Origin of the sequence: Streptomyces ortus, from assembly GCF_026341275.1 — a bacterium.
Taxonomy (GTDB): Bacteria; Actinomycetota; Actinomycetes; order Streptomycetales; family Streptomycetaceae; genus Streptomyces; species Streptomyces ortus.
In genome coordinates this window covers 3,007,312-3,032,004 of sequence record NZ_JAIFZO010000002.1, presented here as the reverse complement: position 1 = coordinate 3,032,004, position 24,693 = coordinate 3,007,312, and the positions used below count along the sequence as shown (strand labels likewise).

21 protein-coding genes and 1 riboswitch are annotated in these 24,693 nt (G+C 68.7%); of the genes, 11 read left to right on the top strand and 10 right to left on the bottom strand.

The genetic code is table 11. From position 1 onward, the window contains the following. Positions 1-40: 40 nt before the first annotated feature. On the bottom strand, positions 41-484 hold the full coding sequence (locus K3769_RS16610; protein WP_267027202.1) for a hypothetical protein: 444 nt from the start codon (positions 482-484) through the stop codon (positions 41-43). Positions 485-585: 101 nt separating this feature from the next. Between K3769_RS16610 and K3769_RS16605 the strand changes: the two genes are divergently transcribed. After that, a complete protein-coding gene (locus tag K3769_RS16605; RefSeq protein ID WP_267027201.1) occupies positions 586-1,554 on the top strand; it encodes a diacylglycerol/lipid kinase family protein in 969 nt (322 codons plus the stop codon). A 318-nt stretch (positions 1,555-1,872) separates the two neighbouring features. Next, positions 1,873-2,130, top strand: coding sequence for a WhiB family transcriptional regulator (locus tag K3769_RS16600; RefSeq protein WP_016639615.1), 258 nt, complete (start codon positions 1,873-1,875; stop codon positions 2,128-2,130). 257 nt (positions 2,131-2,387) lie between these two features. On the opposite strand, the gene K3769_RS16595 is transcribed toward K3769_RS16600, so the two are convergent. Next, positions 2,388-3,854 (bottom strand): sensor histidine kinase, encoded by a 1,467-nt coding sequence (locus tag K3769_RS16595; RefSeq protein ID WP_267031406.1) that lies wholly within the window; start codon positions 3,852-3,854, stop codon positions 2,388-2,390. Positions 3,855-4,406: 552 nt separating this feature from the next. Between K3769_RS16595 and nagB the strand changes: the two genes are divergently transcribed. After that, positions 4,407-5,192, top strand: a complete 786-nt coding sequence (nagB, locus tag K3769_RS16590) for a glucosamine-6-phosphate deaminase (protein WP_267027200.1) — start codon at positions 4,407-4,409, stop codon at positions 5,190-5,192. Positions 5,193-5,372: 180 nt separating this feature from the next. Here nagB and K3769_RS16585 read toward each other — a convergent pair whose 3' ends face one another. The 4 genes from K3769_RS16585 to K3769_RS16570 form a co-directional block, all read right to left on the bottom strand. Further along, positions 5,373-6,866, bottom strand: coding sequence for a glycoside hydrolase family 3 protein (locus K3769_RS16585; protein ID WP_267027199.1), 1,494 nt, complete (start codon positions 6,864-6,866; stop codon positions 5,373-5,375). 9 nt (positions 6,867-6,875) lie between these two features. Further along, positions 6,876-7,706 carry a carbohydrate ABC transporter permease gene (locus K3769_RS16580; RefSeq protein WP_267027198.1) on the bottom strand — a complete coding sequence of 277 codons (831 nt, stop codon included), beginning with the start codon at positions 7,704-7,706 and terminating at the stop codon, positions 6,876-6,878. Then, positions 7,703-8,749 (bottom strand): carbohydrate ABC transporter permease, encoded by a 1,047-nt coding sequence (locus tag K3769_RS16575; RefSeq protein WP_267031405.1) that lies wholly within the window; start codon positions 8,747-8,749, stop codon positions 7,703-7,705. The genes K3769_RS16580 and K3769_RS16575 overlap by 4 nt, the downstream gene beginning before the upstream one ends. Positions 8,750-8,854: 105 nt before the next feature. Continuing rightward, positions 8,855-10,129, bottom strand: a complete 1,275-nt coding sequence (locus K3769_RS16570) for an extracellular solute-binding protein (RefSeq protein ID WP_267027197.1) — start codon at positions 10,127-10,129, stop codon at positions 8,855-8,857. Positions 10,130-10,559: 430 nt separating this feature from the next. Here K3769_RS16570 and K3769_RS16565 point away from each other — a divergent pair, with 430 nt between their 5' ends. The 7 genes from K3769_RS16565 to K3769_RS16535 all read left to right on the top strand — a co-directional run bounded on the left by K3769_RS16565 (position 10,560) and on the right by K3769_RS16535 (position 20,030). Further along, positions 10,560-11,324, top strand: coding sequence for a GntR family transcriptional regulator (locus K3769_RS16565; RefSeq protein WP_107021392.1), 765 nt, complete (start codon positions 10,560-10,562; stop codon positions 11,322-11,324). Between the two features lie 333 nt (positions 11,325-11,657). After that, positions 11,658-13,811 carry a carbon starvation CstA family protein gene (locus tag K3769_RS16560; protein ID WP_267027196.1) on the top strand — a complete coding sequence of 718 codons (2,154 nt, stop codon included), beginning with the start codon at positions 11,658-11,660 and terminating at the stop codon, positions 13,809-13,811. Next, on the top strand, positions 13,783-13,992 hold the full coding sequence (locus K3769_RS16555; RefSeq protein ID WP_267027195.1) for a YbdD/YjiX family protein: 210 nt from the start codon (positions 13,783-13,785) through the stop codon (positions 13,990-13,992). The genes K3769_RS16560 and K3769_RS16555 overlap by 29 nt, the downstream gene beginning before the upstream one ends. A 136-nt stretch (positions 13,993-14,128) precedes the next feature. Beyond that, on the top strand, positions 14,129-14,422 hold the full coding sequence (locus K3769_RS16550) for a DUF3311 domain-containing protein (protein ID WP_267027194.1): 294 nt from the start codon (positions 14,129-14,131) through the stop codon (positions 14,420-14,422). Continuing rightward, the gene (gene mctP / locus K3769_RS16545) at positions 14,419-16,047 is read left to right on the top strand and encodes a monocarboxylate uptake permease MctP (RefSeq protein WP_267027193.1); all 1,629 of its coding nucleotides are present in this window, start codon (positions 14,419-14,421) and stop codon (positions 16,045-16,047) included. The genes K3769_RS16550 and mctP overlap by 4 nt, the downstream gene beginning before the upstream one ends. A gap of 212 nt (positions 16,048-16,259) precedes the next feature. Beyond that, positions 16,260-16,396: riboswitch (cobalamin riboswitch) on the top strand. A gap of 143 nt (positions 16,397-16,539) precedes the next feature. Then, positions 16,540-18,960 carry a ribonucleoside-diphosphate reductase subunit alpha gene (locus K3769_RS16540; protein WP_267027192.1) on the top strand — a complete coding sequence of 807 codons (2,421 nt, stop codon included), beginning with the start codon at positions 16,540-16,542 and terminating at the stop codon, positions 18,958-18,960. After that, positions 18,960-20,030 carry a ribonucleotide-diphosphate reductase subunit beta gene (locus tag K3769_RS16535; protein WP_372514956.1) on the top strand — a complete coding sequence of 357 codons (1,071 nt, stop codon included), beginning with the start codon at positions 18,960-18,962 and terminating at the stop codon, positions 20,028-20,030. Before K3769_RS16540 ends, K3769_RS16535 begins: the two co-directional genes overlap by 1 nt. On the opposite strand, the gene K3769_RS16530 is transcribed toward K3769_RS16535, so the two are convergent. Beyond that, a complete protein-coding gene (locus K3769_RS16530; protein WP_267027191.1) occupies positions 19,943-20,191 on the bottom strand; it encodes a hypothetical protein in 249 nt (82 codons plus the stop codon). The two genes, K3769_RS16535 and K3769_RS16530, sit on opposite strands and share 88 nt — an antisense overlap. A 93-nt stretch (positions 20,192-20,284) precedes the next feature. Here K3769_RS16530 and K3769_RS16525 point away from each other — a divergent pair, with 93 nt between their 5' ends. Further along, the gene (locus tag K3769_RS16525; RefSeq protein WP_267027190.1) at positions 20,285-21,250 is read left to right on the top strand and encodes a helix-turn-helix domain-containing protein; all 966 of its coding nucleotides are present in this window, start codon (positions 20,285-20,287) and stop codon (positions 21,248-21,250) included. 15 nt (positions 21,251-21,265) lie between these two features. Here K3769_RS16525 and K3769_RS16520 read toward each other — a convergent pair whose 3' ends face one another. The 3 genes from K3769_RS16520 to def form a co-directional block, all read right to left on the bottom strand. Further along, on the bottom strand, positions 21,266-22,636 hold the full coding sequence (locus K3769_RS16520) for a bifunctional albaflavenone monooxygenase/terpene synthase (protein WP_267027189.1): 1,371 nt from the start codon (positions 22,634-22,636) through the stop codon (positions 21,266-21,268). After that, positions 22,633-23,718: an epi-isozizaene synthase gene (gene cyc1, locus K3769_RS16515; RefSeq protein WP_267027188.1), complete on the bottom strand. Its 1,086-nt coding sequence runs from the start codon at positions 23,716-23,718 to the stop codon at positions 22,633-22,635. Before cyc1 ends, K3769_RS16520 begins: the two co-directional genes overlap by 4 nt. Before the next feature lie 321 nt (positions 23,719-24,039). Beyond that, complete coding sequence (def, locus tag K3769_RS16510; RefSeq protein ID WP_267027187.1) at positions 24,040-24,690, bottom strand: peptide deformylase; 651 nt, start codon at positions 24,688-24,690, stop codon at positions 24,040-24,042. Between the last annotated feature and the right edge of the window lie 3 nt (positions 24,691-24,693).

Sequence of the window (24,693 nt, the reverse complement as noted above, 5' to 3'; positions counted from 1 at the left end):
GGCTCGCGCCCCGCGAGGGGCGCGGCGGACCGCAGGAGAGCTACTCCCGGGCCGCGCCCGGCCCGGTGATTCCCAGGGCCCGCGTCGTCTCCGGGTTCAGGATCAGTACGAGCGTCGCGACCGCCACCACCGCCAGGGCGATCCCCCCGGGGATGGCGAGACTGTCGGCCTGGAGCAGGTTGTACGCGACGGGCAGCGCCATGATCTGCGTGATGATCGTGGGCCCCCGGCTCCAGCTGCGCCGCAGCAGCAGCCCCCGTGCGGCCAGCAGCGGCAGCAGGGCGAGCGCGATCAGCGTCACGCCCCCGGTGACCGCCTGGCTGCGGTCGTCCGGATGGCCGGTGAGGCCCATCACCAGCAGGTAGACGCCCCCGGCGACGAGGGCGATCCCCTCCAGCGCGACGAGCGCCGCCGCCGTGGTCAGCCGCCCGGGGCGGGGTTCGGCGCCGACGTCTTCCGGGGTGGGATTCCGCTGAGAGCTCACCCCTGAAGGGTAGCCCTCGCCCCCGGTCCGCCCACGGCCCCGGGCCTCCCATCCTCACCTCGGTATGGGCCGAGTACCACGCGGTAGGTACGCTGCTTCGCATGCGTGCACTTCTTGTGGTCAATCCGGCAGCTACCACCACCAGCGCACGCACGCGTGACGTCCTGATCCACGCGCTGGCGAGCGAGATGAAACTGGAAGCGGTCACCACCGAGTACCGCGGCCACGCCCGGGACCTCGGCCGGCAGGCCGCGGAGAGCAAGGACATAGAACTGGTCGTGGCCCTCGGCGGCGACGGCACGGTCAACGAGGTCGTGAACGGTCTGCTGCACAACGGCCCCGACCCCGACCGGCTGCCCGGCCTCGCCGTCGTCCCCGGCGGCTCCACGAACGTCTTCGCCCGCGCCCTGGGCCTGCCCAACGACGCCGTCGAGGCGACGGGCGCCCTGCTGGACGCCCTGCGCGAGGGCCGGGAGCGCACGGTGGGTCTCGGCCTCGCCGCGGGCACACCGGGCAGCGAGGACGAGGGCGTCCCCTCCCGCTGGTTCACCTTCAACGCGGGACTCGGCTTCGACGCCGGCGTGGTCGGGAGGGTCGAACAGCACCGGGAGCGCGGCAAACGCTCCACCCACTCGCTCTATCTGCGCCAGGCGATGCGCCAGTTCTTCGGGGAGACCCACCGCCGCCGCGGCACCATCACGCTGGAGCGGCCGAGTTGCGACCCGGTGACCGATTTGGTGCTGTCGATAGTCTGCAACACCTCTCCGTGGACGTATCTGGGCAATCGCCCGGTGTACGCGTCACCTAAGGCCTCGTTCGATACCGGCCTCGACGTACTCGGTCTCAGCCGCATGTCGACGACCGCGGTTGCCCGGTATGGCACCCAGTTGCTCACTTCGTCCCTCGAGCGCGGACCCCATGGCAAGCACGCGGTGTCCCTGCACGACCTGACGGACTTCACCTTGCATTCGAAGGTCCCGCTACCCCTGCAGATGGACGGCGACCACCTCGGACTGCGTACGAGCGTCGCGTTCACAGGCGTTCGCCGTGCACTGCGTGTGATTGTGTGAGCGGAACGGGCTAAAGTCCTTCCACTCGAACGTTTAGGCCAGGATCCACCCCATGGAAGTACGGCTGTGATGTAGTCGACACCGAGGAATCAAAAAAAACTTTCCGGTAGGGGTTGTATCCGCCGCTGAGGTTTGCGAGTCTCTACGTGGCGCTCGGGACGGGCCGCAACATCGCCCCCACAGAGCGCCGGAACCCCTCCTCACTTCAAAGGACCACACCAGTCCGTCTGGTAGTCGGCCCTTCACTTGTTGAGGGATTCGTGAAAGCGTTCACATTCACAAGCAACGTGCATGTAATACCAAGGAGAGGTAGCAGCCATGGACTGGCGTCACAACGCCGTTTGCCGCGAGGAAGACCCGGAGCTCTTCTTCCCCATCGGCAACACCGGTCCTGCGCTGCTGCAGATCGAGGAAGCCAAGGCCGTCTGCCGTCGCTGCCCCGTCATGGAGCAGTGCCTGCAGTGGGCGCTCGAGTCCGGCCAGGACTCCGGCGTCTGGGGTGGTCTCAGCGAGGACGAGCGCCGCGCAATGAAGCGCCGCGCCGCCCGCAACCGGGCTCGTCAGGCTTCCGCCTGACACCCCACCCCGTAACAGCCTGAGCTTGGCGGCGCGTACAGCGCGTACGCATCTCCCGCCCCCGAGCCGCAGCGCGCAGAACCCCCCGATGCGCAACCGAATGACACTTTGAGCCCCGGATCACTCAGTGGTCCGGGGCTCATTACTGTCCCCGCAGGGGTGAAGATTACGCAGCGTGTTCGTGAAGTAGTGGTGCGGAAGGTGCCGGTGGTACGAGAGGTGCGAGGGTTTACGGGTGGGGCCGGTGGGGGCTCGGGTTACTTGGAAGTCCGTACCGGGATGTCCAGGACGACCTGGGTGCCGCGCTCGGGGGCCGGGACCATGTCGAAGGAGCCGCCCAGCTCGCCCTCGACCAGCGTCCGTACGATCTGCAGGCCGAGATTGCCGGAGCGGTGCGGGTCGAAGCCCTCGGGCAGACCCACGCCGTCGTCCTGGACCGTGACCAGCAGTCGGTTCTCCTTCGACGTGCCGCCGCGGACCGCCGACACTTCGACCGTGCCCCGCTCACCCTCGCGGAAGCCGTGCTCCAGGGCGTTCTGCAGGATTTCGGTGAGGACCATGGAGAGCGGGGTGGCGACCTCGGCGTCGAGTATGCCGAAGCGGCCCGTGCGCCGGCCGACGACCTTGCCCGGCGAGATCTCGGCAACCATGGCGAGCACCCGGTCGGCGATCTCGTCGAACTCCACGCGCTCGTCCAGATTCTGGGACAGCGTCTCATGCACGATCGCGATCGAACCGACCCTGCGCACCGCCTCCTCAAGGGCTTCGCGGCCCCGGTCGGACTCGATGCGGCGGGCCTGGAGACGCAGCAGGGCCGCGACCGTCTGGAGGTTGTTCTTCACCCGGTGGTGGATCTCCCGGATGGTCGCGTCCTTGGTGATCAACTCTCGCTCGCGGCGGCGCAGTTCGGTCACGTCGCGCAGGAGGACGAGGGAACCGACGCGCGTGCCCTTGGGCTTCAGCGGGATCGCGCGCAACTGGATCACGCCGTCGTCGCTCTCGATCTCGAACTCGCGGGGTGCCCAGCCGCTGGCGACCTTCTCCAGCGCCTCGTCCACCGGGCCCCGGGACGGGGCGAGTTCGGCGGTGGTCTGGCCGAGGTGATGGCCGACCAGGTCGGCGGCGAGGCCGAGCCGGTGGTACGCCGAGAGCGCGTTCGGTGACGCGTACTGGACGACGCCGTCCGCGTCCACCCGGATCAGGCCGTCGCCCACGCGGGGCGAGGCGTCCATGTCGACCTGCTGGTTCGGGAACGGGAAGGAGCCCGCCGCGATCATCTGGGCCAGGTCGGAGGCGCTCTGCAGATAGGTGAGTTCGAGGCGGGAGGGGGTGCGGACCGTGAGCAGGTTGGTGTTGCGGGCGATGACCCCGAGGACCCGGCCCTCCCTCCGTACGGGGATGGACTCCACCCGTACGGGGACCTCCTCGCGCCACTCCGGGTCGCCCTCGCGCACGATCCGGCCCTCGTCCAGGGCCGCGTCCAGCATGGGGCGCCGGCCGCGCGGGACGAGGTGGCCGACCATGTCGTCCTGGTACGAGGTGGGGCCGGTGTTGGGCCTCATCTGGGCGACCGAGACATAGCGGGTGCCGTCGCGGGTGGGGACCCACAGGACGAGGTCGGCGAAGGAGAGGTCGGAGAGCAGCTGCCACTCCGAGACCAGCAGATGCAGCCACTCGAGGTCGGAGGCACCGAGCGCGGTGTGCTGGCGTACGAGGTCGTTCATGGAGGGCACAGGTGCGAGCGTACCCGTCAGGTACGACAAGCCCCGAGATCAGCCACCTGCAAGGGCCCCGGAAGCACCCGCGGGCCGCGGCGCCTGAGAGGGACCCTCAACCCTCCCGGCACCGCAGCCCGGAGCAACATCGGCCGCGGGCTGTGCGGTCCCGATCGGCCGAGGATGAGGAACCGGTGCAGTCAGGGCAGAGAGCGCCGGGTCCTCGATCCGCCTTCCTGTGCGGGGAAGGCGGAGGCTTGGTCTTTCAGCTGCGCATGTGGCTTTGCCTGCAATTCTGGACTAGACCACTTCGGCTGTCCATGCGTTGCCGGATGTTTGTTGTCGTCCGCTTGTCCGACAACTCGCGTCCCTACTTTCACCACGCAGCCTAACCCCGGGTGGTTCACGGGCGGGAGCGGACGCGTGGGGCGAGTTGCGGTTGCGCGGGTGTTGACGCGGGGAGGCGGCGGCCCGGGAGGACGCGACTGGAGCGGAGTGCTCTGCTAGATTGGTCTATACCACATACGCAGGAGAGTTCCCCTTCAGAACGGCAGGCCCAGCGTGGAAGTTGTCATCGTTTCGGACGCCAAGGCGGGTGGCGAGCTCATTGCCGGGGCCATGGCGGAGCTGCTCCGCCGCAAGCCCGACGCCCTGCTCGGGGTGGCCACGGGTTCGACGCCGCTGCCCGTCTACCAGGCGCTGGCGGCGGCGGTGGGCGCCGGCGGGGTGGACGTCTCGCGGGCGCGGGTCGCGCAGCTCGACGAGTACGTGGGGCTGCCTCCCGAGCATCCCGAGTCGTACCGGTCGGTGCTGCGGCGCGAGGTGCTGGAGCCGCTGGGGCTCGATCTGGGCGCGTTCATGGGGCCGGACGGGACCGCGGAGGACGTACGGGCGGCGTGCGAGGCGTACGACAGGGCGCTCGCCGAGGCGGGCGGGGTGGACCTGCAACTGCTCGGGATCGGGACCGACGGGCACATCGGGTTCAACGAGCCGTGTTCCTCGCTGGTCTCCCGTACGCGGATCAAGACGCTGACCGAGCAGACGCGGGTGGACAACGCGCGGTTCTTCGACGGTGACATCGAGCAGGTGCCGCATCACGTGATCACCCAAGGGATCGGGACGATCCTGGAGGCGCGGCATCTGGTGCTGCTGGCGACAGGTGAGGGGAAGGCGGACGCGGTGGCGGCGACCGTGGAGGGGCCGGTGGCGGCGGTGTGTCCGGCGTCGGCGCTGCAGTTGCATCCGCATGCGACCGTGGTGGTGGACGAGGCTGCTGCGTCCAAGCTGAAGCTGGCGGACTACTTTCGGCACGCGTACTCCAACAAGCCTGCTTGGCAGGGCATTTAGCGGGGCTGTTGGCGCCGGCGGGTGGCGGGCGCGTGAAGGGTCCGGGTTCCCCCGTGGTGAACCCGGGCCCTTCGTGCGGGGGTGCCGTGCTGGCGGTGAGTTGTGGGGTGCGGGTGAGTCGCGGCTGGAGTGCGCAGTTCCCCGCGCCCCTAGAAAGCCGGGGCCGGGTGGTCTCGGGGATCAGGTTGTTGTGGTGAGGGTTTGGGCTGCTGCTTGGCCGCAGGCCTTGGCTGCGCCGTGGGTGGCGATGTGGAGGGTGCCCTGGGGTGGGGCCTGGGGGACGCCCATTTCGACCACGATCGTGTCCGGGCGGGAGGCGATCAGGGTGTCGAGGGCCTCGGCCATCCAGGCGTGGCGGTGGACGTCGCGGACCACGGCGACCACCCGGCGCTCTCCGGCGGCCGTGAGGACCTCGGCCCCCGCCCCCTCTCCCGTGAAGCTGCCGGTCTCCGTGCCCGGCAGCAGGCGCCGCAGTTCGGCGGCGACGCCCCACGGGGTCTCGTCCCCGACGGCGATGTTCGCGACCGGGGTGAGGGCGGCGACGTACGGGGCCTCGGTGAGGGGTGTGTAGTCGCTGCCGCGGGTGACCGTCAGCGCCCGGCGGGCCGCCACCAGCCCGATGTCGGGGGCCGGGGTGGTCAGGGGCGCGGGTGTGCTCCTGGCCGACGTCGTCCAGGACGCCAGCGCGCGGACCCGGGCCGCCGCGTCCGCCAGGCGTTCCTCGGGCAGTTCGCCCGTGCGGACCGCCGTGACCAGCGCGTCCCGCAGCCGCAGGACCGTCGCCTCGTCGGCGAGCCCCCCGCCCACGCAGATCGCGTCGGCGCCCGCGGCGATCGCGAGGACGCTGCCCCGCTCGATGCCGTAGGTCGCGGAGATGGCCTGCATCTCCATGCCGTCGGTGACGATCAGCCCGTCGAAGCCGAGCTCCTCGCGCAGCAGCCCGGTCAGGACGCGGCGGGAGAGGGTCGCGGGACGGTCCGGGTCGAGGGCCGGTACCAGGATGTGCGCGCTCATCACGGCCCGGGTGCCGGCGGCGATCGCCGCCCGGAAGGGCGCCAGCTCGCGGGCGTGCAGCACCGACAGGTCCGCGTCGATGCGCGGCAGCGCGTGGTGGGAGTCGACCGCCGTGTCCCCGTGGCCCGGAAAGTGCTTGGTGCAGGCGGCGACCCCGGCGGACTGCAGCCCGCCGACGTACGCGGCGGTGTGCCGGGCCACCAGCGCGGTGTCGGCGCCGAAGGACCGTACGCCGATGACGGGGTTGCCGGGGTTGGAGTTGATGTCCGCGGACGGGGCCCAGTTCAGGTTGACCCCGCACTCGGCCAGCCGGCGGCCCAGTTCACGGGCGACGGCCTCGGTCAGCACCACGTCGTCGACCGCGCCGAGCGCGTGGTTGCCGGGGAACGACGATCCCGTACGCACCTCTAGGCGCGTGACGTCACCCCCTTCCTCGTCGATGGCGACCAGGACGTCGTCGCGTTCCGCGCGCAGCTGGGCGGTGAGGGCGGCGAGCTGGTCGGGCGAGGCGATGTTGCGGCCGAAGAGGCCGACGGAGGTGAGGCCCTCGCCGAGCCGCCGCAGCAGCCAGGAGGGTGCGGAGGTCCCGGTGAAGCCGGGCTGCAGGACGGCGAGCGCGTCACGGGTCAGCGTGCCGGTGCCGGAGGCAATGGTGGTCATCGGGTGGCGTTATCCCTTCACGGCGCCGGAGGTGAGTCCGCTGACGGCCTTGCGCTGGAGATAGACGAACAGGACCAGGATCGGGATCGCGAAGAGCGATGCCGCGGCCATGGTGGCCCCCCAGTCGTCGCCGAACGTCGTCTCGAAGCTGGACAGCCACAGCGGGAGCGTCTGCTTCTCGGCGTCCTTGTTGAGGATCAGGACCAGCGGGAACTCGTTCCACGCGGTGATGAAGCCGAAGAGCGAGGTCGCCATGAGGCCCGGGGCGAGCAGCGGGAAGATGACCTTCACGAAGGCCTGCCTGCGGGTGCAGCCGTCCACCATGGCCGACTCCTCCAGCTCCTTCGGTACGGCGGCGACGTAACCGCGCAGCGTCAGGATCGTGAAGGGCAGCACCATGACCATGTAGAACGCGGTCAGCGGTACGAGGCTGTTGAGGAGGTCCGCGTCGCGCACGATCATGTAGATCGCGATGACCATGACCTCCCACGGGGCCATCTGCGCGATCATGAAGGTCAGCAGGAAGCCGCGGCGGCCCTTGAACCGCATACGGGCCAGCGCGAAGGACGCGAGCAGCCCGATGACGAGGGAGAAGACCACCGCGAGGACGGTCACCGTCAGGGAGTTGCCGACGAGCGTCCAGAAGTGGTCGGCGTCGAGCGCCTTCTTGAAGTGGTCGAACGTGATGTCGGTCGGTACGAAGACCGGGGTGTCCGCGATGATGTCGCCGGTCGGCTTCAGCGAGGTCGCGAACATCCAGTAGACGGGGAACGTGAAGACCACGAAGAGGACGAGGGCCGTCGCGTTGGGCCACAGCCGGGCCATCAGGGAGCGCTTCACAGCTCCTCCTCCTCTTGCTTGAGAACGGTACGCAGGTAGTACGCCGTCAGGGCGAGCAGGATGAGGATCGTCAGGAACGAGATCGCCGCTCCCATCCCGTAGTGCTGGTTGCCGGGTCCCTCGACGAACGCGTAGATCGGCAGGGTCTCGGTGAGCCGGTCCGGGCCGCCCTTGTTCATGGCGAAGATCTGCGGGAACGCCTTGAAGATCCAGATGACCTCCAGGAAGGTCGTCGCCCACAGGAACGGCCGGATGAAGGGGAAGGTCACGGAGCTGAAGCTCTTCCAGGTGCCGGCCCCGTCGATGGAGGCGGCCTCGTACAGCTCTTTGGGGATGGTGGTCGTGGCGGCGTACAGGTTGATCGCCACGAACGGGATCGACTGCCAGACGATCAGCAGGGTGATCACGGAGAAGGTGGAGAGCTGGGTGCCGAACCAGTTGTAGTCGGCCATCGACGACCAGCCCGCCTTGGCGAGCAGCCAGTTCACGACGCCGAAGCGCTGGGCGAACAGCCACTGGTAGACCGTGGTCGCGGCGATCACCGGCATCGCCCAGGCCAGCACGACGCCGAGCAGCAGGACGAGCCGCATGCGCTTGCCGAGCCGGGCGAGGAGCAGGCCGACGAGCGTGCCGAACACCATGGTGAGGACGACGTTCACGGCGGTGAAGACGACCGTGCGCTGGACGACCTTCCAGAAGTCCGCGCTGCTCAGGACGTCCGTGTAGTTGTCGAACCCTCGCCACTCGGTGAGGTGGAGGATCAGCTGGCGCGGGTTGAGATTCTGGAACGACAGCATGCCGTTCTTGATCAGCGGCCAGCCGAGCAGGATCACCGTGGCGAGCAGGGCGGGCAGCAGAAGCACGTACGGGGCGGACGCGCCCCCGCGTCTGCCGGCCGGGTCCTTGCCCTGACCCTTGCCCTTGCCCTTGCCCTTGCGTATGCCTGTGCCGTCGGGCGGGGATACGTCGGTCTTACGGACACCGGGCGCCGCGGCCGTACCTGTGCCTGTCCCTGTGTCCGTGCGGTCGGTCTGCACTGACATGCTCGCCATCTCTTCCACCGTCGAAAGTCGCAGTCGGATACGCCACCGTGCCGGGGACGGACAGGAGTGGCGGGTGAGCCACGGCCGTCCCCGGCACGGAAGTGATCAGCTGCTCTGCGCGAGCCGCTTGTTGATCTCCGCCTCGACCTGCTTGGCGGCGGCGGCGGGCGACTTCCCCTTCAGGACCGCGGTCATGTAGGCCTTGATCGGGTTGGGGTCGTTCTCCACGGCGGCCCACTCGGGGATCAGCGGCGTGGTGCCACCGCCGGCCGCGGCCGGGGCGGCGGCCTCGGCGGCGCCGTTGCCCGCGAGGTGGATCTGCAGCGCCTCCTTGTTCGGGATGACGCCGTTCTCCTTGGCGAGCGCGCCCTCGAACTTGTCGGACAGGGCGAGCTTCAGGAATTCCTTGGCGAGCTCCTGCTTCTTGCTGCCGGCGGCGACCGCGAAGTTGGAACCGCCGAGGAAGACGCCCTCGGGCGAGTCGGCCGTCTCACCGGGGATGGTGAAGTAGCCGATGTCCTTCTCGATCTTCTTGTTGGCCGCGATGGCCGTGCCGGCCTCCCAGCCCATGCCGATGAAGGCACCGACGTTGCCCTTGGCGAAGACCTCGGCCTGCTGCGGGGTCGCCTCGTCCTTGTCCTTGGGGGCCTTGGAGTAGGACTGGTACTGCTTGTAGATCTCCATGGCCTTGCCGACCTGCGGGTCCGCGAGGTTGGAGACGTACTTGTCGCCTTCCTTCTTCACCAGGTCGGCGCCCTGGCCGATCGTCAGGCCGTCGAAGAAGTACCAGTTCTGGCCGGGCAGGTAGATCGGCTCGGCGTCGGTCTTCTTGTCGATGGTCTTCAGTGCGTCGAAGAACTCGGCGCGGGTCTTGGGGGTGTCCGTGATGCCGGCGTCCGCCCAGACCTTCTTGTTGTAGATGACGACGCGGTTGGCGAAGTACCAGGGGGCGGCGTACTGCTTGCCCTCGAAGACCGAGGACTCGTTGAGCGCCTTGGTCCAGTCGCCGCCGATCTCCTCCTTGAGGTCGCTCAGGTCGGCGAGACCGCCGGTGGCCGCGTAGGCGGGGGTCTGGGTGTTGCCGACCTCAAGGACGTCCGGCGGGTTGTCCTCGGAGAGAGAGGTGGTGATCTTCTGCTGGATGCCGTTCCACTGCTGCGTCTCGAACTTCAGCTTGGCCTTCGTCTTCTTCTCGAAGGCGGCCGTGAGGTCCTTGGTCCAGCCCTCCGGTGTCGAGCCGTCCATGGCCCAGACGGTCAGGGTCTGGCCCTTGTAGCCGTCGGCCCCCGCCTTGCCGCCGTCGTCACCGTCGCCGCCACACGCAGCGACCGACATCAACATGCCCGCGACACCGACGGCCGCGATGAGCTTGCGATTCACGTCATCCTCCTCAGGGATGCCAGCAACCCCCCTGCCCACCGCGTGACTTACGACGAGTACTGCCCGTGGGGCTGGGACCTGGTCCTCAATGGTTTAGACCAGTACGGGGAGCTTGGACTAGACCTAGAGAGGTGTCAAGGGTGAAAAAGCCGCTCCCGACCGTCCGTTACGCGACCTACATATGAAGGGACCTTTCACTACACGGGTGACAGATCGGGCGGGCCCGCGAAGGGGTCCGCGAGCGGGCAGCGGCGGCGCTCAGGACCTGGGCCGCGCACGCTATGGACTAGACCAAAAGGGACCCCGACGGTATATAGAGGAGATCACGCAGCGTGCGGGAGGACACTCGCACGGTTGGGCGTGCCACGATGTGAGCCGTGGTCGGCGCGTACGCCGTCCGCATCGGCATCCGGAGCCGGGAAGGCAGAGTATGAGCACCGACGTCAGCAGTGCGGAGAACGAGGGTGGCGCCCCCATCCGTACCGCGCGCGTGCCCAAGTACTACCGCCTGAAGAAGCACTTGCTCGACATCACGGACACGCTGCCGCCGGGTACGCCGGTGCCTCCCGAGCGCACGCTCGCCGCCGAGTTCGACACCTCGCGCACGACCGTGCGCCAGGCGCTGCAGGAGCTGGTCGTCGAGGGGCGGCTGGAACGGATCCAGGGCAAGGGCACCTTCGTCGCGAAGCCGAAGGTGTCGCAGGCGCTGCAACTCACCTCCTACACGGAGGACATGCGGGCGCAGGGGCTCGAACCGACCTCGCAGTTGCTGGACATCGGGTACATCACCGCCGATGACACGCTCGCCGAGCTGCTCGACATCAGCGCCGGGGGGCGGGTGCTGCGGATCGAGCGGCTGCGGCTCGCGAGCGGGGAACCGATGGCGATCGAGACGACGCATCTGTCCGCGAAGCGGTTTCCCGCGTTGCGGCGGTCGCTGGTGAAGTACACGTCCCTGTACACGGCGTTGGCCGAGGTGTACGACGTGCGGCTGGCCGAGGCGGAGGAGACGATCGAGACGTCCCTCGCCACTCCCCGGGAGGCGGGGTTGCTCGGGACCGATGTGGGGTTGCCGATGCTGATGCTGTCGCGGCACTCGATCGATCAGGATCAGCAGCCGGTGGAGTGGGTGCGGTCCGTGTACCGGGGGGATCGGTACAAGTTCGTCGCGCGGTTGAAGAGGCCCACGGACTGAGGTGGCCCTTGGGCCGCCCGCTCTTGAAGACTGCGCCGTTCCTCGCGCCCCTTTGGGGGCTGCGCCCCCTTAAAGATTGCGCCGTTCCCCGCGCCCCTAAAAGCCAAAAGACTGCGCCGTTCCCCGCGCCCCTGAAGACGAAAGTCTGCGCCGTTCCCCGCGCCCCTAAAGGCAAAAGATTGCGCCGTTCCCCGCGCCCCTCGGGAGGGGGCTGCCAAGTTCCCCTGTAACGACGGGAGTTGGGCTTGTGGGGGTGGGGGGTGTGCGTGGTGTAGCGCTGCGGGGGATCCTGTTCTACCGTCCTCCCGTCACCCATGGACGGGAGGACGACCCGTGCGCACCGACAGCCCCCGCAAGGCACGTCCCCGCAGCATCGTCATCTGGACCCTGGTCGCGCTGATCGCCGCGGTCGGCTGGTCCGTACTCGCTCTCTCGCGGGGCGAGGAGGTCTCGGCCGCCTGGATGGTGGCCGCCGCCCTCGGCTCGTACGCCATCGCCTATCGCTTCTACGCGAAGTTCATCGCGTACAAGGTTCTGAAGGTCGACAAGAACCGGGCCACCCCGGCCGAACGCCTCAACAACGGCATCGACTTCCACCCCACCGACCGGCGGGTGCTGCTCGGCCACCACTTCGCGGCGATCGCGGGCGCGGGGCCGCTGGTGGGGCCCGTACTGGCCGCGCAGATGGGGTATCTGCCCGGCACCATCTGGATCATCGTCGGCGTGATCTTCGCGGGCGCGGTCCAGGACATGGTCGTGCTGTTCTTCTCCACCCGGCGCGACGGCAGGTCGCTCGGGCAGATGGCGCGCGAGGAGATCGGCCCGTTCGGCGGCGCCGCGGCCCTGATCGCCGCCTTCGCCATCATGATCATCCTGCTCGGGGTGCTCGCGCTGGTCGTCGTCAACGCGCTCGCCCAGTCCCCGTGGGGCACCTTCTCCATCGCGATGACGGTCCCGATCGCCCTGCTGATGGGCTTCTACCTGCGCGTCCTGCGGCCCGGCCGGGTCGCCGAGGTCTCGCTGATCGGTGTGGCGCTGCTGCTGTTCGCGCTGGTCGCGGGCCGCTGGGTCGCCGAGTCGTCGTGGGCCGACACGTTCACGCTCGCGCCCTCGACCCTGGTCGTCTGGCTGGTGGCGTACGGGTTCATCGCCTCGATCCTGCCCGTGTGGATGCTCCTCGCGCCCCGCGACTACCTCTCCACGTTCATGAAGATCGGCACCATCGCGCTGCTCGCGCTCGGGGTCGTCGTCTCGCTGCCGACCCTGAAGATGGACGCGGTCACGGACTTCGCCTCGCGGGGGAACGGGCCGGTCTTCGCGGGCTCGCTCTTCCCGTTCGTCTTCATCACCATCGCCTGCGGGGCGCTCTCCGGCTTCCACTCCCTGATCTCCTCCGGCACGACGCCGAAGATGATCCAGAAGGAGACGCAGGTACGGATGATCGGGTACGGCTCCATGCTCATGGAGTCGGCCGTGGCGATCATGGCGCTGGTCGCGGCCTCCATCATCGACCCGGGCCTGTACTTCGCGATGAACGCGCCGGCGGGTGTCATCGGGGACACGGTGCAGAACGCCTCCCAGGTGGTGGGCAGTTGGGGGTACGCGATCTCCCCCGGTGAGCTGGCCGCCGCGGCGAAGAACGTCGAGGAGGCGTCCCTGCTGTCCCGGACCGGCGGCGCGCCCACGCTCGCGGTCGGCGTCTCGGAGATCTTCTCCGACGTCACCGGAGACGGCCTGCGCGCGTTCTGGTACCACTTCGCCATCATGTTCGAGGCGCTGTTCATCCTGACGGCGCTCGACGCGGGCACCCGGGTGGGCCGCTTCATGCTCCAGGACACGCTGGGCAATCTCTACAAACCCTTCAAGGACGTGAGCTGGAAGCCGGGGCTCCTCATCACCAGCGGCATCGTCTGCGGGCTCTGGGGCTACTTCCTGTGGGTCGGCGTCCATGAGCCGCTCGGCGGGATCAACCAGCTGTTCCCGATCTTCGGCATCTCCAACCAGCTGCTCGCCGCGGTCGCCCTGGCCGTCTGCACGACCCTGCTGGTGAAGTCCGGGCGCCTCAAATGGGCCTGGATCACCGGGATCCCGCTCGTCTGGGACGCCACGGTCACGCTGACCGCGAGCTGGCAGAAGGTCTTCTCCAGCGACCCGCGCGTCGGCTTCTTCAAGCAGCGCTCGATCTACCAGGACGGCATCGACCGGGGCGAGCTCGTCGCACCCGCGAAGACCATGGACGACATGCACACGATCGTCACGAACTCCACGGTCGACGGTGTCCTCACGGCGGTTCTGGCACTGCTCATCGTCGTGGTGATCGCGGACGCGACGCGGGTGTGCATCCGGCACATACGCCGTCCCGCGCTCTCCACGCTCAGCGAGGCAGCGTACGTCGAGTCGCAGATCATCGCTCCGGCCGGACTGATCCCGACCAGGGAGGAGAAGGAGGAGGTACGTGATGCGGTCGGCGCTGAACCACGCGGTTAGGGCGGCCAGGGGCGTGCGCTGGTACGTGCGGGAGCTCACCGACGAGTCCGCGTACGACCGCTACGTGGCGCGTCTGCGCGAGGAGCGGGCCGACGCGGACGTGCCCTCGCGGCGGGAGTTCGAGCGGATGCGCACGGACCGTCAGGAGGCGGATCCGCGGCAGGGCTTCCGCTGCTGCTGACGCCGCTCCCGTGAACGGCTCCGCCGTCGCTCGACACGGCACATCCGTTATGCGGACGGGGGTTCCATAAAGCGGAACCGTCCCTTAGATTTCCTGCGCGTTGCACAGGTGATCAGTGAGGGGACGGAGCCGCCGTATGTCGGAAACACCGGATGTGCCAAGAGCGCCCGAAGGGGAACCACCGGTGGTGACACCGGTCCGCGTGGTGATCGCCGTCTGCCTGATCGCGCCGTTCGTGGCGATGCTCTGGGTGGGGTCGTACGCGAAGGTGGACCCCACCTTCATCGGGATCCCGTTCTTCTACTGGTACCAGATGCTGTGGGTGCTCGTCTCGACCGCGCTCACCATGACCGCGTACACGCTGTGGAACCGTGAGCAGCGCGCCCGCAAGGCCGCTCGCCAGGCGCGGAACGGGGGCGCGTCCGCATGAAGGACGGCGTGAACGGCGTGGCACTCGCCGTCTTCATCTTCTTCTTCGTGGCCGTCACGGTCATGGGCTTCCTGGCCGCGCGCTGGCGGCGGTCCGACAACGAGCACACGCTCGACGAATGGGGCCTGGGCGGCCGGTCGTTCGGCACCTGGGTGACCTGGTTCCTGCTCGGCGGCGACCTCTACACGGCTTACACGTTCGTGGCGGTCCCGGCGGCGATCTACGCGGCGGGCGCGGCCGGCTTCTTCGCCGTCCCGTACACGATCCTGGTGTACCCGCTGATCTTCACCTTCCTGCCCCGGCTGTGGTCGGTGTCGCACAAGCACGGGTACGTGACGACGTCCGACTTCGTGCGCGGGCGCTTCGGCTCGAAGGGTCTGTCGCTGGCGGTCGCCGTCACCGGCATCCTGGCGACGATGCCGTACATCGCGCTGCAGCTCGTGGGCATCCAGGCCGTCCTCGACGTGATGGGCGTCGGCGGCGGGGAGGACACCAACTGGTTCGTCAAGGACCTGCCGCTGCTCATCGCCTTCGGTGTGCTGGCCGCGTACACGTACTCGTCCGGGCTGCGCGCGCCCGCCCTGATCGCGTTCGTCAAGGACACGCTGATCTACATCGTCATCGCGGTGGCGATCATCTACATCCCGATCAAGCTGGGCGGCTTCGACGAGATCTTCGCCAAGGCGGGCGAGGCGTACAGCCAGACGAACCCGGCGACCGGCGCGCCCCGCGGTTCCCTGGTGCCGGGCGAGGCGGGCCAGTGGACGTACGCGACCCTGGCGCTGGGCTCCGCGCTGGCGCTCTTCATGTACCCGCACTCGATCACGGCGACGCTGTCCTCGCGCAGCCGTGAGGTGATCCGGCGCAACACCACGATCCTGCCGCTGTACTCGCTGATGCTGGGCCTGCTCGCGCTGCTCGGCTTCATGGCGATCGCGGCCGGGATCAAGGTGGACAACGGGCAGCTGGCGATCCCGCAGCTCTTCGAGACGATGTTCCCGGACTGGTTCGCGGGCGTGGCGTTCGCGGCGATCGGGATCGGCGCGCTCGTGCCGGCGGCCATCATGTCCATCGCGGCGGCGAACCTGTTCACCCGCAACATCTACAAGGACTTCATCAAGCCCGACGCGACGCCCGCCCAGGAGACGAAGGTCTCCAAGCTGGTCTCGCTGCTCGTGAAGGTGGGCGCGCTGGTCTTCGTCCTGACCATGGACAAGACGGTCGCCATCAACTTCCAGCTGCTCGGCGGGATCTGGATCCTGCAGACATTCCCGGCGCTGGTCGGCGGCCTGTTCACGCGCTGGTTCCACCGGTGGGCGCTGCTCGCGGGCTGGGCGGTCGGCATGCTGTACGGGACGGTCGCCGCGTACGGGGTGGCCTCGCCGACGCAGAAGCACTTCGGCGGCTCCTCGAAGGAGATTCCCGGTATCGGGGAGATCGGGTACATCGGGCTGACGGCGATCGTGCTCAACGTGATCGTGACGGTGGTCATGACGTTCGTCCTGCGCGCGCTCAAGGCTCCCGAGGGCATCGACGAGACCTCCGCCGAGGACTACACGGCGGACGCGGGCGACAAGGGCGTCCAGGTGGAACTCCCCCCGGCGACGGCGGGGGCCGGCCACTAGGAGCACACCCGGGGGCCAGCCCCCGAACCCCCGGGCCGCAAACGCCGGACGGGCTGAAGTGTCGCCGGACGGGCGGACATCTTCAGCCCGTCCGGCGTTTGAGGACGAGCGCGCAAGCGCGACAGGGGGTCCGGGGGCGCAGCCCCCCCGGGGACAGAGCCAGCCACACGACACAACATGTGGGGGTGCTTCCGCAGCCCGGCACAAGATGTATGCTCATGATCGCTGTCGCCGCAGGGGAATCCGGTGTGAATCCGGAACTGTCCCGCAACGGTGTACTTGTACGCGACATGCCCGCATGCCGCGTACAGGAGTCAGTCCGAGGACCTGCCGACAGCGCGCCCAGACCGTCCGGTCCGGGTGCATGACGTCCGGGCCTCGTGGAGTGGGCCGGTGGACGCGGCGTACCGCTGCCCGCACGGAGCGCGTACCCCCGTGTGCCCCGAACCCCTCTCCCCCGAGGCCCCCGTGCCGAGCGAGGGAGAGCCCCACGTGACCATCGCGCCAGCCGATCCGGTCTCCGCGACAGCGACCCGGGAGCAGCAGGACAGGGCCGAGGCCGACGGACCGGGAACCGCGTTGCTGCGGATCCTGACCGACTTCACCGCCGACCTCCCCGGCGCCGACCCCGGCCGGGTCGCCGCCGCCGCGCTGCGCGGCCGGTCCGCCGCCGCGGACACGGCGGAGCTGCGCGAGCTCGCCACGGAGGCGGCGGCCGGTCTCATCTCCGAGGACCCGGTCTACTCGAAGCTGGCCGCCCGGCTGCTGACCGTCACCATCGCCGCGGAGGCCGCCTCGCAGGGCGTGCGCTCCTTCTCGGAGTCGGTCGCCGTCGGCCACCACGAGGGCCTGATCGCCGACCGCACCGCCGAGTTCGTCCGCGTCCACGCGGCCCGGCTCGACGCGCTGATCGACCTGGCGGGTGACGACCGCTTCGGCTACTTCGGGCTGCGCACGCTCCACAGCCGGTATCTGCTGCGGCACCCGATCACGCGGTCCGTCGTCGAGACGCCCCAGCACTTCATGCTGCGGGTGGCGAGCGGTCTCGCCGAGGACGACACGGCCAGGTCCGTCGACGAGGTCGCCTCCCTGTACCGGCTGATGAGCCGCCTCGACTATCTACCGTCCTCCCCCACGCTCTTCAACTCCGGTACGCGCCACCCGCAGATGTCGTCCTGCTACCTCCTCGACTCCCCGCTGGACGAACTGGACTCCCTGTACGACCGCTACCACCAGGTGGCCCGCCTCTCGAAGCACGCGGGCGGCATCGGCCTCTCGTTCTCCCGGATCCGGTCGCGCGGTTCGCTGATCCGCGGCACGAACGGGCACTCGAACGGCATCGTCCCGTTCCTGAAGACCCTCGACGCCTCGGTCGCCGCGGTGAACCAGGGCGGCCGGCGCAAGGGCGCGGCGGCGGTCTACCTGGAGACCTGGCACTCCGACATCGAGGAGTTCCTGGAGCTGCGCGACAACACCGGTGAGGACGCCCGGCGTACGCACAATCTGAACCTCGCCCACTGGATCCCCGACGAGTTCATGCGCCGGGTGAACGAGAACCGCGACTGGTCGCTGTTCTCGCCCTCGGACGTGCCCGAGCTGGTCGACCTGTGGGGCGACGCGTTCGACGCCGCGTACCGCGGGGCGGAGGCCGCCGGGCTCGCCAGGAAGACCATCCCCGCCCGTGATCTGTACGGCCGCATGATGCGTACCCTCGCGCAGACCGGCAACGGCTGGATGACCTTCAAGGACGCCGCCAACCGCACGGCCAACCAGACGGCGCTGCCCGGCCACACGGTCCACTCCTCGAACCTGTGCACCGAGATCCTGGAGGTCACGGACGACGGGGAGACCGCGGTCTGCAACCTCGGTTCCGTCAACCTCGGCGCCTTCGTGGACACGGACGCCGGCGACATCGACTGGCAGCGGCTCGACGCGACCGTCCGGACCGCCGTGACCTTCCTCGACCGGGTCGTCGACATCAACTTCTACCCGACCGAGCAGGCGGGCCGCTCCAACGCCAAGTGGCGTCCGGTGGGCCTCGGCGCGATGGGGCTGCAGGACGTCTTCTTCAAGCTGCGGCTGCCGTTCGACTCCCCGCAGGCGCGCGCCCTCTCCACCCGGATCGCCGAGCGGATCATGCTCGCCTCGTACGAGGCGTCCGCCGACCTCGCCGAGCGCAACGGCCCGCTGCCCGCCTGGGAGAAGACCCGTACGGCCCAGGGTGTGCTGCACCCGGACCACTACGACGTCGAGCTCACCTGGCCGGAGCGCTGGGCCGCCCTGCGGGAGCGGATCGCCGCCGTCGGCCTGCGCAACTCGCTGCTGCTGGCGATCGCCCCGACCGCCACCATCGCGTCCATCGCGGGCGTGTACGAGTGCATCGAGCCGCAGGTCTCCAACCTGTTCAAGCGCGAGACGCTGTCCGGCGAGTTCCTCCAGGTCAACTCCTACCTGGTGGCCGAGCTGAAGAAGCTCGGTGTGTGGGACGCGCAGACCCGGGAGGCGCTGCGCGAGTCCAACGGCTCGGTGCAGGGCTTCACCTGGGTCCCCGAGGACGTGCGCGAGCTGTACCGCACGGCGTGGGAGATCCCGCAGCGCGGCCTGATCGACATGGCCGCCGCCCGGACCCCGTTCCTGGACCAGGCCCAGTCGCTGAACCTGTTCCTGGAGACGCCGACCATCGGCAAGCTCTCCTCGATGTACGCGTACGCCTGGAAGTCGGGGCTGAAGACGACGTACTACCTGCGCTCGCGTCCGGCGACCCGCATCGCCCGCGCCGCCCAGGGCCAGGCACAGCAGCAGGCCCGGCCCGAACCCGCGCCCGAGAAGACCATCCCCGTCCAGCAGGCCGCCGACCCCGACGCGGTCGCCTGCTCCCTTGAGAACCCCGAGTCCTGCGAGGCCTGCCAGTAATGACCACCGCACCCGCCGCACCCACCGCACCGGAGCAGACCGAGAAGACCGAGAAGGCAGAGAAGACCGAGAAGAACCTTCTCGACCCGGGCTTCGAGCTGACCCTGCGCCCCATGCGCTACCCGGACTTCTACGAGCGCTACCGGGACGCGATCAAGAACACCTGGACCGTCGAGGAGGTCGACCTCCACTCGGACGTCTCCGACCTGGCGAAGCTGTCACCCGGTGAGCAGCACATGATCGGCCGACTGGTCGCGTTCTTCGCGACGGGCGACTCGATCGTGGCGAACAACCTGGTGCTGACGCTGTACAAGCACATCAACTCCCCCGAGGCGCGGCTGTATCTGAGCCGTCAGCTCTTCGAGGAGGCCGTGCACGTCCAGTTCTATCTGACGCTGCTCGACACCTATCTGCCCGATCCGGCGGACCGGGCGGCGGCCTTCGACGCCGTCGAGAACATCCCGTCCATCCGGGAGAAGGCCGAGTTCTGCTTCAAGTGGATGGACTCCGTGGAGAAGCTGGACCGGCTGGAGACGAAGGCCGACCGCCGCCGCTTCCTGCTGAACCTCATCTGCTTCGCCGCGTGCATCGAGGGCCTGTTCTTCTACGGGGCCTTCGCGTACGTCTACTGGTTCCGCAGCCGGGGTCTGCTGCACGGCCTGGCGACCGGTACCAACTGGGTCTTCCGCGACGAGACGATGCACATGAGCTTCGCCTTCGAGGTCGTGGACACGGTCCGCAAGGAGGAGCCGGAGCTCTTCGACGAGGAGCTCCGGCAGCAGGTGACCGACATGATGCGCGAGGCCGTCGAGGCCGAGCTGCAGTTCGGGCGGGACCTGTGCGGTGAGGGCCTGCCCGGGATGAACACCGAGTCGATGCGGCAGTACCTGGAGTGCGTCGCCGACCAGCGGCTGCAGCGCCTGGGCCTCGCCCCGGTGTACGGCTCCGAGAACCCCTTCTCCTTCATGGAGCTGCAGGGGGTTCAGGAGCTGACCAACTTCTTCGAGCGCCGGCCCTCGGCGTACCAGGTGGCGGTGGAGGGGACGGTCGACCTCGACGAGGACTTCTGAGGCGCGCCCCGGTCCTGCCGGGGCGCCTGCTCGGCCTCCCTGAGCTGACGGTCGACGCGCCGGTCGCGCACGATGCCGAACACCGAAGGGAGGACGAGCAGGACGAGGATTCCGAGGACGAAGAGCATTCCGATCAGGCCTTCCAGCTGTGTCGTGTTCATGGACACCACTGTCGCGCCGGATGCTCCTTACCGTGAGTGGCAGGACTGACGCACACCCTCGATTTCCTGCCAGATCGGGTGCACACTGTCAGCATGCTGACCAACGTGGCCGCCGTCCTGCTCGACGGCGCGCATCCCTTCGAACTCGGCGTCGTGTGCGAGGTGTTCGGCCTCGACCGCAGCGACGAGGGACTGCCGGCGTACGACTTCGCGGTCGCCTCCGCCGAGGGGCCGAGCCTCGCCACCCACGTCCCGGGCCTCACGCTCTCCACTCCGTACGGGCTCGACCGGCTGGAGGAGGCCGACCTGATCGTCGTGCCCGCCGGGAGCCACTACATCGGGCGCACCTACCCTCCCGCGCTGCTCGACGCCCTGGTCCGGGCCGCCGAGCGCGGCACCAAGGTGCTGAGCGTCTGCTCCGGGGTCTTCGTGCTCGGCGCGGCCGGACTGCTCGACGGCCGCCGCTGCGCGGTCCACTGGCGGCACGCCGACACGCTGGCCGCGCGCCACCCGCGCGCGAAGGTCGAACCGGACGTGCTGTACGTGGACGAGGACCCGGTGATCACTTCGGCGGGCACCGCCTCCGGCATCGACGCCTGTCTGCACATCGTCCGCAAGGAGCAGGGCCCGGAGGTCGCCAACAGCATCGCGCGGCGCATGGTGGTGCCGCCGCACCGCGACGGCGGCCAGGCCCAGTACATCGAACGGCCGCTGCCGCGCTCGCAGTGCGACACGGTCGGGGAGACGCTCGCCTGGATGGAGCGCCACCTCGATCAGGAGGTGACCGTCGAACAGCTCGCCGCCCGCGCGCACATGTCGCCGCGCACCTTCGCCCGGCGCTTCCAGCAGGAGACGGGGACCACCCCCTACCGCTGGCTGCTGCGTCAACGGGTGCTGCTGGCGCAGGAGTTGCTGGAGGCCACCGACCAGACGATGGACTTCATCGCGGACCGCACGGGGTTCGGGACCGCGGCGGCGCTGCGCCATCAGTTCGTCCGCTCGCTGGGGACGACTCCGAACGCGTACCGGCGCACGTTCAGGGGCCCGCAGGCCGCCTGAACGTGCGCCGTCCAGTCAGCGGGGCACGGCCCTCAGCAGCAGGCGGTGCGGTCGCAGGGTGATGCCGACGCGGGTGGTGTCGTTCGACTCGGACACCTGTTCCAGCCGCCAGCGCGAGGCCACGGCCGCCGTGACGAGCCCGAGCTGGGCCATCGAGAAGTGGTCGCTCGGGCACTTCCTGTTGCCGACGCTGAACGGGCTCATGGCGTACTTCGGCACGTCCTTGGCGCGTTCCGGAAGCCAGCGGTCGGGGTCGAACTCCAACGGCTCGCCGTACGAACGCGCGTCGCGCTGGATCGCGTACGGGCTGTAGACGATGTCGGCCCCGGCCGGAATGCGATACCCGCCGAGTGCGGTTTCGGTCACGGCCCGGCGCGTCAATATCCATACGGCGGGACGCAACCGCATGGCCTCGACGACGACATTGTTCGTGTGGGAGAGCTGCCGCACGTCCGCGAATGCGACAGGACGGCCATCAGTGACCGAATCGACCTCTTCGCGCACTCGGTCGGCGTGTTCCGGGTGTTCCGCGAGGACCTGCAGAAGCCACATGATCGTGGAAGCCACGGTTTCGCTTCCGGGGGTGAGTATCGCGACGACCTGGTCGTGTATCTCCTGTTCCCCGATGGGCTCGCCATTCTCGTCCTTCGCTTCCAGCAATGCTGTCAGCAAATCGTCCGGCTTTTGACCGGATGCACGGCGCTCGGCCACGATCTCGTCGACCAGGAGATGTAAATCGGCCAATGCGCGGTCGAATTTACGATTGGCCGGAAGCGGAAGCCGGTAGAGCGGTCCGGCGGGCACGACCATACGGCGGTACATGCCGCGGAAGACGGTGGCGAGGGCGATGCTCAGCCGCTCGGCCCGCTCGTCCATGAAGTCGCCGCGCAGCAGGCACCGGGCGGCGATGCGGACGGCGACGCGGAACGACTCCGCGGTGCAGTCGATCGTCTCGCCGGGGCGCCAGCGGTCCGCGAGGGCGTGCGCCTCCTCCTCCATGATCGGCCCGTAGCCGGGGATGGCGTCGAGCCGGAAGGCGGGCTGGATCGTCCGGCGCTGACGCCGGTGCCGCGACCCGTTGGCGGTCGCCACTCCCTCCTTGCCGAGCAGGCCTTCCAGGGACTCCCACAGCGGCCCGTCGATCTTGAAGTCGGGGCTCAGGGCCAGCTCCCCGGTGAGGGCCGGCGTGGTGACGGCGTACACCGTCTTGGGGCCCAGCTTCAGCCGGACGACATCGCCCTGGTCGCGCAGCCGGGAGAGGAAACCCAGCGGGTCGCGCACCAGTTTCAGGCCGTGTCCGAGGCCGGGGACGCCGCTCCGGGCGAGGGGCGGGGTGCGTAGTTCTGCCGCTTGGTGTGCAGCGGACCGTACCGACTCGACGGTCATTTCTCACCTACCGCTTCGTTGTTGACGTACGGGGGTGTGGTGCGGTCGTCCCAGCTGTCGACCATGTACCGTCCCGACTCGTGGTGGAACCAGTACACGGAGCTGAACCAATTCCGCATGTTGAACAGGCACGCCCGTACGGCAGCCGCCAGTTCGGCGCCACGGACGGACCCGTTGTCTATCCTTTCCGCGTACCTCAATACCTCCTTTTCGGCGACGAGGAATTCGGTGATGCATTCCTCGACCCGTCGCCTGACTTCCTTGACCGCTTCTTCGAGCCGCATCCCCTCGTGTTGAATGAGGCTGATGCCGAGATTGTGTACCTCGTCGCCCGCGATTTCCTTGGGGAGGGAGCACAGATCGTTGTACCAGGCGGCGAAATCCTGGCACAGCAGAGCAGCCCGCCGATACGCGGGGTTCTCCCGCACGGCGACCGGCAGTTCGTACTCCGCGCTCGGTTCGAGGAGGTCGACCCAGATCCAGTGCGCGAATGTGTTCCGCCGTAGTTCGAGGTATTCCTCGACGGTCGGGACAATGCCCGACGTACGGTTGTGGAATTCCTGGTCGTACGCCTCGACGACCGCGTGGAAGTGGTCCGCGAACCGCGCGTTCCACCCCTCGCCCAGGAACGAGTACAGCCGCACCATGCTGTCCGCGAACCCCGCAACCAGCGGGTCCTCGTGGTGCAGATGCTTTCGGGGGGAGTCCAGAGCCGTGTGCAGTCGGGCCCTGAGCTGTTCCCAGGCCCTCGGCCGCCCGTGGATGACATCGCGGTCGTGGCGGTCGTCCCAGACGAAGAACCACGCGCTGTAGTCCGCTATCGCCTGGAGGACCTCGTCGGGCGCGCCAATGTAGTAGCCCGCCATGAGGTCCGTGTAGCAAAGCCCGTCGGCATATGCCTCCACCTTCGCCGCCGACATGAGGCGCATTTCCAGGAGCCAGGCCCTGGTGTTCTCCTGCAGCCTGGGCCAATACGGATGGAGTTGACGGGGAAACTCGGCCTCGATCACCGGTAGAGAGAGCGCCGGTGGAACGAGGGCCGAGGTGTACGTCGTTGAGGTGCTCTGTGAGAAAGCAGGCACGAACAAACCCCTCTCAGCCGCCTGTTGACGACACGCCCCTCCCGCTGTGCCGGGCGTGCGCCGTTGCGTATCCCCGCACTTCCCATTCAGCACTACAACTGACCGTTCTGGGAACGGATTTGCTTCCCTCACTACCCCACGATGCCGAGAATCTCCCTATGTGTGACTGAATATGGATCATTACCGGCGCACAAGGGATCGAACGTGCTACGCGCAGACGAACGGCGCCTGACCGGAAGGGAATCCGATCAGGCGCCGTGGACGCGGGCCGTGGACGCGGGACGCTCACGTCCCGGTCGTCGCTGTGTGCCGCAGACGTTCTCAGTCGTTCGCGACGACGGGGTAGCGCGGTTCGTTCTCGGCCATCTGCCGCAGCGCGTCCTTGCGCTCGCGCTTGGAGAGCCGGTCGATGTAGAGGTACCCGTACAGGTGGTCCGTCTCATGCTGGAGGCAGCGCGCGAAGTACCCCGTGCCCCGCACCTTGACCGGGTTGCCCTTCTCGTCCTGCCCGGTGACCTCGGCGTAGTCGGGGCGGGCCAGCGGCGCGTACGCGGTCGGCACCGACAGGCAGCCCTCGTTGCTCTCGTCCAGCTGGCGCCGCTCGGCGGGCAGCTCGACGAGCACGGGGTTGCAGATCACTCCCGTGTGCCGCTTGCCCTCGTCGTCCGGGCAGTCGTAGACGAAGACCTTGAGGTCGACACCGATCTGGTTGGCGGCCAGGCCCACGCCCTCGGCGGTGTGCTGGCTGGCGAACATGTCGTCGACCAGCCGGGCGAGGTCGTCCCCGAAGTCCGTGACGTCCCTGCACTCCTTGTGCAGCACCGGGTTCCCGACGACCGTGATGGGCCGGGAGGTCCCGCGCTCGCGGTAGGCCGCCTCACGCTCCGCCGGGTTCTCGGTGTCGATGACGAAGCCCTCGTCGTCCACGGGGAGCACTCCGGAGTGCTGCTGCTCAGTGTCCTGCTGCGCCATGAC